Annotated in this window: 7 protein-coding genes; 6 read left to right on the top strand and 1 reads right to left on the bottom strand. The window is 49.6% G+C overall.

Annotated features, from left to right (window positions below):
• From VIM87_RS15555 to VIM87_RS15530, 6 genes are all read left to right on the top strand, one after another.
• Window positions 1-2093 (top strand): phosphoenolpyruvate carboxylase (locus tag VIM87_RS15555; RefSeq protein WP_331997880.1); only part of this gene is annotated, 2093 nt, incomplete at its 5' end.
• A gap of 242 nt (window positions 2094-2335) precedes the next feature.
• Window positions 2336-3751, top strand: a complete 1416-nt coding sequence (gene gndA, locus VIM87_RS15550) for an NADP-dependent phosphogluconate dehydrogenase (RefSeq protein ID WP_331997879.1) — start codon at window positions 2336-2338, stop codon at window positions 3749-3751.
• Window positions 3752-3856: 105 nt separating this feature from the next.
• Window positions 3857-5359, top strand: coding sequence for a glucose-6-phosphate dehydrogenase (gene zwf, locus VIM87_RS15545; protein ID WP_331997878.1), 1503 nt, complete (start codon window positions 3857-3859; stop codon window positions 5357-5359).
• Window positions 5360-5458: 99 nt separating this feature from the next.
• Window positions 5459-6181 (top strand): 6-phosphogluconolactonase, encoded by a 723-nt coding sequence (gene pgl, locus VIM87_RS15540; protein WP_331997877.1) that lies wholly within the window; start codon window positions 5459-5461, stop codon window positions 6179-6181.
• Between the two features lie 660 nt (window positions 6182-6841).
• The gene (locus tag VIM87_RS15535) at window positions 6842-8296 is read left to right on the top strand and encodes an alpha-L-fucosidase (RefSeq protein ID WP_331997876.1); all 1455 of its coding nucleotides are present in this window, start codon (window positions 6842-6844) and stop codon (window positions 8294-8296) included.
• The gene (locus VIM87_RS15530) at window positions 8293-9036 is read left to right on the top strand and encodes an amidohydrolase family protein (protein WP_331997875.1); all 744 of its coding nucleotides are present in this window, start codon (window positions 8293-8295) and stop codon (window positions 9034-9036) included. Before VIM87_RS15535 ends, VIM87_RS15530 begins: the two co-directional genes overlap by 4 nt.
• Window positions 9037-9111: 75 nt before the next feature.
• Here the strand turns inward: VIM87_RS15530 and VIM87_RS15525 are convergent.
• Window positions 9112-10099, bottom strand: a 988-nt coding sequence (locus tag VIM87_RS15525) for an FMN-binding glutamate synthase family protein (RefSeq protein WP_331997874.1), incomplete at its 5' end; no start/stop codon positions are given.

The raw sequence follows: 10099 nt of genomic DNA, 5'->3' as shown, positions 1-10099 counted from the left end.
ACCTTTCCAATGCCCTTATTAATGATAATACTGCCCAGGTAAATATGTACCTGCAGCAGCTGGGTAAAACGCCTTTCTTTAAAAAAGAAAAGCCTACCCCCTACGATGAAGCTGTTAGCCTCATCTGGTTCCTGGAAAATGTATTTTACCAGGCCGCCGGGCGTACGGTATCTTACCTGAAATCACATTTCCCCCAGGCTGTTAGCGAAAGCAACCAGCTGATCCGCATGGGCTTCTGGCCCGGTGGCGACCGTGACGGGAATCCCTTTGTAAATGCGCCTATTACCTTACAGGTGGCAGACGCCCTGAGGGGAGCTATTATAAAATGTTATTATTTAGATGTGCGCAAGCTCAAGCGCCGCCTCACCTTCAAGGGTGTGGAAAATGAGCTGGCCACCCTGGAACAGAAGCTGTACAGCAACCTGTTCATCCCCGGCCAGCGCACAGATCTTTGCCAGAGCGAAATACTGGATACCCTGCTGCGCATCCGCGATACCATCCAGCAACAGCATAACGGGCTGTTTGTACACCTGGTGGAAACGCTCATCAGCCGCGTAGAGCTGTTCGGGTTATTCTTTGCTTCGCTGGATATAAGGCAGGACAGCTCTGTACACGGCAAGCTGCTGGATGCTATTGCAGAAGTGAGCGACGCATTGCCAAAGAACTATGCATCCTTACCGGATGCTGATAAAATAAAAGCGCTGCTGGCGGTTGCCCAACCGGTGAACAGCAGCCTGTTAAAAGAAGACCTGCATAAGGATACGCTGGAAACTATAAGAACCGTGCAAACCATCCAGCAGGCCAATGGGGAAGAAGGCTGTAACCGCTACATCATCAGCCACAGCACCAGTGCCCTGAATGTAATAGAAGTATATGGTCTGTTGCTGCTGGGCGGGTGGAAAAAAGAGCAGCTTACCATTGATATTGTGCCGCTGTTTGAAACCATCGACGATCTGCGGGCAGCCGGCAACGTAATGCGCTCCCTGTATGAGAACGAAGCATACCGGCAGCACCTGCACCGCCGCGGTAATAAACAAACCATTATGCTGGGCTTTTCAGATGGCACCAAAGACGGGGGCTACCTCATGGCCAACTGGAGCATTTATAAAGCGAAGGAAGAGCTGACAAAACTTTCCCGGGAGGCCGGTATTGACGTGGTGTTCTTTGACGGCCGTGGCGGTCCTCCGGGCCGTGGTGGCGGAAAAACACACCAGTTCTACGCTTCCATGGGCCGCAATATTGCCAATAAAGAAATTCAGCTTACTATACAGGGACAAACCGTTAGCTCCAATTTCGGCACGGTGGATTCCGCGCAGTTTAACCTGGAGCAGCTGGTGCATGCAGGCATCTCCAATGAGCTGTTCTCCTCCCGCGAGGTAACGCTCAGCGATTCGGAAGCAGACCTGCTGCAATCCCTGGCAGATGCGGGTTACCAGGCGTTTAACCAGCTGAAGCATCATCCCAGCTTCATGGATTACCTGGAGCATACCAGCCCCTTACGTTATTATGCAGAGGCTAACATAGGCAGCCGCCCATCCAAGCGTAATGCCGCAGCCAAGCTTAACCTGAACGATCTCAGGGCCGTACCTTATGTAGGCGCCTGGAGCCAGCTAAAGCAGAATGTGCCTGCCTTTTATGGTGTAGGTACCGCCTTGCAGCAGCTGGAAAAAGAGGGCAGGTGGAGTGAGCTGGAACAGCTGTACCGGCATTCCCTGTTCTTTAAAACCCTGCTGGATAACTGTGAAATGGCTATGATAAAAAGTTATATGCCGTTAACAGCCCATCTTGCCAAACACCCGGTATACGGGCCGGTATGGCAAATGATCTGTGATGAATTTGACCTTACAAAAAAGTACCTGCTGCAGCTTTCCGGCGCATCCACCCTGATGGGGAATACCCCGGTAGAGCAGCTGTCTATACAAATGCGGGAGCGTATAGTGCTGCCGTTAGTAACGATCCAGCAATATGCCCTGGGCCGTATCCGTGAGCTGGAACAGCAGGAGGATAAGGGTAACGGGCATAAGGAAGTATTTGAAAGGCTGGTAGTACGTTGTTCTTTCGGTATTATCAATGCCGGGCGTAATTCGGCTTAAGAGCAGAAAGCGCAAAGCATAAAGCCCAAAGCCCAAAGCTGAATGCGCAAAGCATAACCAAACCATAACATAATACTAAAGCAAATGGCAGACAGCTTTATGCTTTCTGCTTTGCGCTTTCTGCTTTCCGCTTTCAGCTTTTGTCAGGCGTCTGCAATATGCCGTGCTTTGTACAACACAAATTGGTAAATCATAATAGTATTTGTCCTAATTTTACATCTCTTTCACTTTTACTTTATCTTATGTCAAACAGCTTATATGATTTTGGAATGATTGGCCTGGGGGTAATGGGCAGGAACCTGTTACTGAATATGGCCGATCATGGATTTTCCGTTATCGGATTTGATAAGGATGCTACCAAGAACGCTGCGCTGGAATCCGCTGCCACAGCAGGTACTACGGTAAAAGGCGTAGCCGAGCTGGCCACCATGATCCAACTGTTGCAGCGTCCGCGCCGGGTAATGATGCTGGTGCCTGCCGGTCAGCCGGTGGATGATGTAATTGCTTCCCTGCTGCCTTTACTGGAGCCGGGCGATGTGATTATTGACGGGGGCAACTCGCACTATACAGATACCCTGAGACGAGTAAAATATTTAAGGGAAAAGCAGCTCCACTTCATGGGCATTGGCGTTTCCGGTGGTGAAATGGGCGCCCGTACAGGGCCGGCCATTATGCCCGGCGGCGACCAGGAAGCTTATGAAAAGGTACGCCCCATGCTGGAAGCCGTTGCAGCCAAAGTTAAAGGGGAGCCTTGCGTGGCCTACTTAGGTAAAGAAGGCGCCGGCCATTACGTAAAGATGGTGCATAACGGTATTGAATATGGTATTATGCAGCTGATCAGCGAAGCTTATGCTTTACTGCAACAGGCCGGCCTGGATAACGACCAGCTGCATAAAATATTTGACTCCTGGAACAAAGGCCCGCTGCAATCTTTCCTGGTAGAGATCACCGCCGACATCTTTTTACAGAAAGACGATAAAACCGATAAACGCCTGGTAGACGTGATCTCCGACAAAGCCGGCTCCAAAGGCACCGGTAAGTGGACTTCACAGGATGCTATGGACCTGCCGGTAGCTATACCGGTCATTGATACGGCCGTAGCACTACGTACGTTAAGCGGTTATAAAGAAGAACGCGTACAGGCGGCAGCGTTATACGAAGCGCCGGCTGCACGTATCAATACACCGGCCGATACCTGGATCCAGCAAGTGCATGATGCCCTGTACTTTGGTACCATCATGAGCTATGCACAGGGCCTGGCCATGCTGCGTAAAGCATCCGATGAGCTGAAAATGGAAATACCATTACCGCAGGTAGTTAAAGTATGGCGGGGTGGCTGCATCATCCGTTCCGTGCTGCTGGAAACATTTGCCAATGCGTACGTACAGTCGCCGGACCTGCCCAACATCCTGCTGAATAAGGAAGTGGCGGCAATGGTGAAGCCCATTGAAACCAATACCCGTACTGCCATTGCACAGGCCGCGCAGGCAGGTGTGCCGGTAGCCGGTATCATGGCCGCATTATCTTACTTTGATGCATACCGTACGGAAAGAATGCCTACTAACCTGGTACAGGCGCAGCGGGATTATTTCGGGGCACATACCTATCAGCGTATAGACATGCCCGGTACTTTCCATACCGTTTGGGAACAACATTAAATAAATGTGCAAATATGCAGATCTGCAAATGTGAAAATTATCTGTAATTGTCCCATTTATCTGCACATCTGCATATTTGCACATCCGCACATTAAACTGTTTTTTATGCAAGACCATAAGCGCCCGCCGGCCTCCGTACTCTTTATTTTTGGGGGCAGCGGGGACCTGAATTACCGGAAATTATCACCCGCCTTATATAATCTTTTCCTGGACGATTGGATGCCGGAGCAATTTGCTATCATCGGCATCGGACGTACGCCTTATACCAATGAAGCCTATAATGAGCATCTGCTGGATGGTATCAGCAAGTTCTCACGCCGTAAAGGTGAGCAGAACGGTGAATGGGCAGAGTTTTCCAAACACGTAAGCTTTTTGCAGCTGGATGCGGAGAATGCAGAATCCTACGATGCAATGTCAGAGATCGTAAAGCAGAAAGAAGAGGAATGGGGCACCCATCCCAACGTGATCTTTTACCTGGCAGTAGCGCCGCAGCTGGTGCCCGCCATTGCACAAAAGCTGGGTAAGCTGAACCTGTGCAGCGATAAGCACAATACCCGTATTGTAGTAGAAAAGCCCTTTGGCCACGATCTGCAAAGTGCGCATGAGCTGAATGCTTTGCTCACCAGCATGTTCTCCGAAGAGCAGATCTTTCGTATAGACCACTACTTAGGTAAAGAAACCGTGCAGAACATACTGGCGCTGCGTTTTGCCAATGCGCTGTTTGAGCCGGTATGGAACCGCAATTTTATTGAATACATACAGATCACTGCTGCTGAAAGCGTAGGGCTGGAAGGCCGTGGCGGATACTATGAGCGTTCCGGCGCCCTGCGGGATATGGTGCAGAACCACATTCTGCAGATCCTGTGTATGGTGGCCATGGAAGCGCCGGTATCTTTTGATGCCAACGAGATCCGTAATAAAAAGGTGGATGTGCTCAACGCCATTCGCCCCATCAGCAAGGATAAGGTGCATGAATATGCCGTACGCGGACAGTACTCCGGCGGCTGGATGAAAGGAGAGCGTGTAGCAGGCTACCGCGAGGAAAAAGGCGTACAGCCCAATTCCAATACAGACACGTATGCAGCCGTAAAATTTTATATTGATAACTGGCGCTGGCAGGGTGTACCTATTTATGTACGTACCGGCAAATACATGCACCAGAAAACTACGCAGATCAACTTACAGTTCCGGCAGGCGCCTCACTTTGCATTTCCCACGGAATCTGCTGAAAGCTGGAGGCCCAACCGCCTTACCATCAGCATTAACCCGGAAATGGATATCCGTATCCGCTTCCAGGCTAAACGTCCGGGCCAGACTATGACCCTGGACCCGGTAGAAATGGTGTTTAACTACGATGCGGCTTATGGTGAGCATGCGCCGGAAGCATATGAAACACTGCTGCTGGATGTAATGGAAGGGGATGCTACGCTGTTCATGCGTGCCGACCAGGTAGAAGCTGCCTGGAAGCTGATCATGCCCATACTGGAAACCTGGGAGAACCGCGTACCGCAGAACTTCCCCAACTATGCCCCCGATTCCTGGGGACCGAATGATGCAGATGCCCTGATAGCACAGGACGGACATAGCTGGATAAACTTATCAAAATAACAGGTTAATGTGCTAATGTGTTGATATGCTAATTTGCTGACAATTACAGTAAATAAGTATAACCAGCACATTAGCATATCAGCACATTAGCATATTATTATGGAATTGCACATCGCCAAAGATCCGCAACAGCTGAGTGAGAACCTGGCCGCCTGGATCAGTAATTATATCCAGGAAGTACTGCAGGACCAGGAACAGTTTACGTTTGTATTGTCTGGCGGTAACACGCCTAAGCAGCTGTATCATTTACTGGCTAAGGAGCCTTACCAGCAAATGATCCCCTGGGAAAGGATCCGTTTTTTCTGGGGCGATGAGCGCGCAGTACCTTTTGACGATGAGCGCAATAATGCCCGTATGGCATATGAAACCCTGCTTACACCTATGGGCATCCCGGAAGAAAATATTCACGTAATGCGTACGGACCTTATGCCGGAAGCCGCAGCAGAAGAATACGAAAAATTATTGAAGCAATACTTTAAAGACAGTGATGTAACCTTTGACCTGGTATTGCTGGGCATGGGAGATGACGGGCACACCCTGTCTTTGTTTCCCGGTATGCCCGTAGTGGACGAGCAAAAGGCCTGGGTAAAAGCATTTTTCCTGCCTGCCCAGCACATGTACCGTATTACTCTTACAGCCCCTGTAGTGAATAAAGCTGCCTGCGTGATATTTATGGCCACCGGCGCCGGCAAAGCCATAACGCTGAAAAATGTAATTGAAGGCACTTTCAACGCAGAGCAATTCCCCTCTCAGCTCATCCGCCCCCAGGATGGTGAGCTGCATTGGTTCGTAGACGAAGCCGCCGCCGGGGCATTGGAATAAATGAGGGAAGAGATGAGAAATAGGAGGTAAGATGTAAGAAGCAGGAAGTAGGATGATCGGGTTTGTGCTTGGAGGCGGAATTGGACTATAGAAAGTAAAATCTAAAAAGCAGTAAACCTAAAAAGCACTAAAAAAGAAGTAAAAAGTAAATACGAAAGAAAACCTGTTACCAAAAACACAAGCGACAGTAGCAAAATATCAATAAACATCAATCAACATAAAAGCGTATGAGGTAACAAGCCACTTCATACGCTTTATTATTTACAGCAGTCAGCAGTTCTTAGGCAGTATACGCTACACCAGCTATACCAAGGTCTCTATTATCGCTCATACCGCACACCCACACGTAATTGCAGTACATGCCCTTTTTTTTGCAGGCCCAAACGCCTGGACCTTGTCCGGCGTGCCCCGCTTGACAACGCCCCATCCATGCCCTAACCCCTATACGACAATCCCCCGCCTCATAGTCATTCAAACAGGCGGACGCAGTCCAGCGTTGGGCCTGCAAAAAAATGCCTGCAAAAAATGCTCACAATAAACATCTGTAATAAACTGCCGTAATAAATATCCGTAATACCGCTATAACAAACACCCGCACAAACCTCCTCACTCATTTCCCTGAAATATTTATTATTTTACTCACTGCTAAACTTTGCCGTTATGAAAAGAATGATCCTCGCCGCTAGCCTGATGTTATTATTGCTGCAGCCATTACTGGCGCAAAACTATTCAGCTGACTGGTCCTCGCTGAATACACGAAAAATACCCGGATGGTTCCATGAATCTAAGTTCGGGATCTTTATACACTGGGGAGTGTATGCAGTGCCGTCGTTTGCAGTGGTAGGCCCCGGCGGTTATTCTGAATGGTACTGGCATAACCTGATGAATAAAGGCTCGGATACCCACGCCCAGGTACAGGCTTTTCACGATAAACAATTCGGCAAAGGATTTCCATACGCCAGTTTCGAACCGCAGTTCACCGCGGCATTATTCGATCCGGCGCAGTGGGCAGAGATCTTCCGCCGCTCCGGCGCTAAATATGTAGTGCTTACCTCCAAACATCATGAAGGTTATTGTTTATGGAACAGCCCCTGGGCAGATAAGGCCTGGGGCCGTCCCTGGAATGCAGTAACCGGCACGCCTAAACGCGATCTGCTCGGCGATCTGACAGAAGCCGTACGCAAAGCAGGTCTGCGCATGGGGTATTATTATTCCCTGTATGAATGGTATAACCCTTTATGGCTCTCCAACAAAGAGCAATATATCAAAGAGGTGATGCAGCCGGAGTTCAAAGACCTGGTAACACGTTACAAACCATCTGTGATCTTTTCTGATGGAGAATGGGACCTGTCAGATACCGCCTGGCAGTCGCCCGCTTTGCTGGCCTGGTTGTATAATGAATCGCCGGTGAAGAAGGAGATTGTGGTGAACGACCGCTGGGGAAGCAATACCCGCGGGCATAACAGCGCCAGCACTTACCTTACTTCTGAATATGGTAGTGGCATGGAGCCGGGCGTAGTATGGGAAGAAAGCAGGGGCATTGGCATGTCTTACGGATATAACCGTATGGAGAATGTAAATGATTACAAAAGCAGCCATGACCTGCTGCTGGCATTAATAGATATTGTATCCCGCGGGGGCAACCTGCTGCTGGATATTGGCCCCACGGCAGATGGACGCATTCCCGTGATCATGCAGCAACGCTTGGTAGATATGGGCAGCTGGCTGGCTACAAACGGAGAAGCGATCTACGAAACTGAATCCTGGAAACAAACGCGCCAATGGAGCCCGGGGCAGCAGCCAACGGTAAAGAAGGCCTCTTTTATGGCTGATTATGATGTTACCCGCATGATCCAGCCTTCAAAGGAACATGCGCATATAGAGATGTTCTTTACCCGCAAGAACAATAACCTGTATTGCATTGTTCCTTCTTATAATCCGCAGCTGCTGCTGCGCAATTATACGCTGCCCGCCGGCGCAAAGGCCAGTATCCTGGGCAGCAGGGCAAATATCCGTATAAAACAGCAGGGAAAGGACTGTGTGCTGGACCTGTCGGCCCTGCACCCCGGCGATGTACCGTCAGAATTATTCGTTATCAAAATCACCGGCGCATGATCTTCGATGCACATTTTCACATTATAGACCCCCGTTATCCTTTGGTGGCTAACCAGGGGTACCTGCCGCCTGCCTTTACAGCGTCCGATTATAAAGCCAGGGTAACACATTTGCAGGTGAACGGCGGCGTGGTGGTATCCGGCTCTTTCCAGCAGTTCGACCAGCAATACCTGGTAGCTGCGCTGCAGCAGCTGGGAACCGGTTTTGTAGGCGTAACACAGATCCCGGAATATGTAACAGATAAAGAAATACGCCAGCTGCATGCGTCGGGCATACGGGCGGTACGTTTTAATGTACAACGCGGCGGCTCCGCTACCGTTGATCACCTGGAGGAGCTGGCCCGCCGTGTATATGATCTGGCAGGCTGGCATACTGAGTTATACATTGATTCCCGGGAGCTGAAAGATCTGCTGCCGGTTTTAAAGCGGCTGCCGCGTATCAGTATTGATCATTTGGGTTTGTCGAAAGAAGGGCTGCCTTATTTATTGGAGCTGGTGGCAGATGGTGTGCGGGTAAAAGCCACCGGTTTTAGCCGTTGCAATTTTAATGTGGTGGAAGTAATGCAGCAGATCAATGCGGTAGACCGCTCTGCGCTGATGTTTGGCACTGACCTGCCATCTACCCGTGCACCACAGCCTTTCAGCGATGATGATGTGGCTTTGGTGAAAGACAATTTCCCGGAGGATGTGGCAAAGCGTATCTTTTACCAGAACGCAAAGGATTTTTATTTCCAGGTATAACAATGCAGGGATAAAATAAAGGTGAAAAGGATAACAGCATACATCCTTTTCACCTTTTGTATTTGGAATACGTTCTTAGTTCCAACGGTCTTCATGCGCCATTTCCAGCTCATTCCTCATTACTTCATGCAGCTGTCCGTTCAGGAATACACCGGCAGCTATGCTGGGGTATATTTCTTCAAAGCTGCGCACCTGGTTCATAAACACACGGCGGAAAATGTGGCTGCGGGTAATATCGTGCGGGCTGCTTAAACCTGCAGCGGCAGTAAGTTCCATAGCACTCTCAATGGTATCGCGGTGGTAATTGGATACCCGGTGTTTTTTATCTTCTACCACCAGTCCTTTAGCCAGCCATTTATCCTGCGTGGCTACACCGGTAGGACAGCGATTGGTATTACATTCCAGTGCCTGTATGCAGCCAATGGCCATCATCATGGCGCGTGCGCTGTTACAGCCATCCGCACCCAGGGCCATGGCGCGCAGTATATGATAGCCGGTAAGTATTTTACCGGAAGCTATCAGCTTCATTTTACCACGGATATTAAAACCTGTAAGGGTATCATGCACAAAGGCCAGAGCATCCATTAAAGGCATGCCTACGGAATTTGAAAACTCCGGCGGTGCAGCGCCTGTACCGCCTTCCCCGCCATCAATGGTAATAAAGTCAGGGTAAATGTTGGTAGCCACCATAGCTTTGCAGATAGCAAAGAACTCGCGGCGCTGGCCTATACATAATTTAAAGCCCACCGGCTTGCCTTTGCAGAGCGTACGCATATGCGCAATGAACAACATCATTTCCCGCGGCGTATTAAACGCAGTATGGTAGGGTGGCGAGGATACCGTGGTATAGGGTTTTACATGGCGGATGGCAGCAATTTCCGGTGTGTTCTTGGCAGCAGGTAATATACCGCCATGGCCGGGTTTAGCGCCCTGTGATAATTTTAGCTCCACCATTTTAATTTGTGACAGTGCTGTTTTTTCTTCAAAGAGCCGCTCATCAAAATTGCCCTCATCATTCCGGCAGCCAAAATAACCGGTGCCTATTTGCCAGATAATATCTCCG

The organism is Chitinophaga sp. (assembly GCF_036569125.1).
Lineage (GTDB): Bacteria > Bacteroidota > Bacteroidia > Chitinophagales > Chitinophagaceae > Chitinophaga.
Note: the sequence above shows the minus strand (reverse complement) of the source record. Positions and strands in the feature narration are given on the sequence as shown.

Coding starts and splice junctions, on each gene's coding strand:
- pgl (WP_331997877.1), top strand. CDS start 5,459: ATGGAATTGCACATCGCCAAAGATCCGCAACAGCTGAGTGAGAACCTG.
- VIM87_RS15535 (WP_331997876.1), top strand. CDS start 6,842: ATGAAAAGAATGATCCTCGCCGCTAGCCTGATGTTATTATTGCTGCAG.
- zwf (WP_331997878.1), top strand. CDS start 3,857: ATGCAAGACCATAAGCGCCCGCCGGCCTCCGTACTCTTTATTTTTGGG.
- VIM87_RS15530 (WP_331997875.1), top strand. CDS start 8,293: ATGATCTTCGATGCACATTTTCACATTATAGACCCCCGTTATCCTTTG.
- gndA (WP_331997879.1), top strand. CDS start 2,336: ATGTCAAACAGCTTATATGATTTTGGAATGATTGGCCTGGGGGTAATG.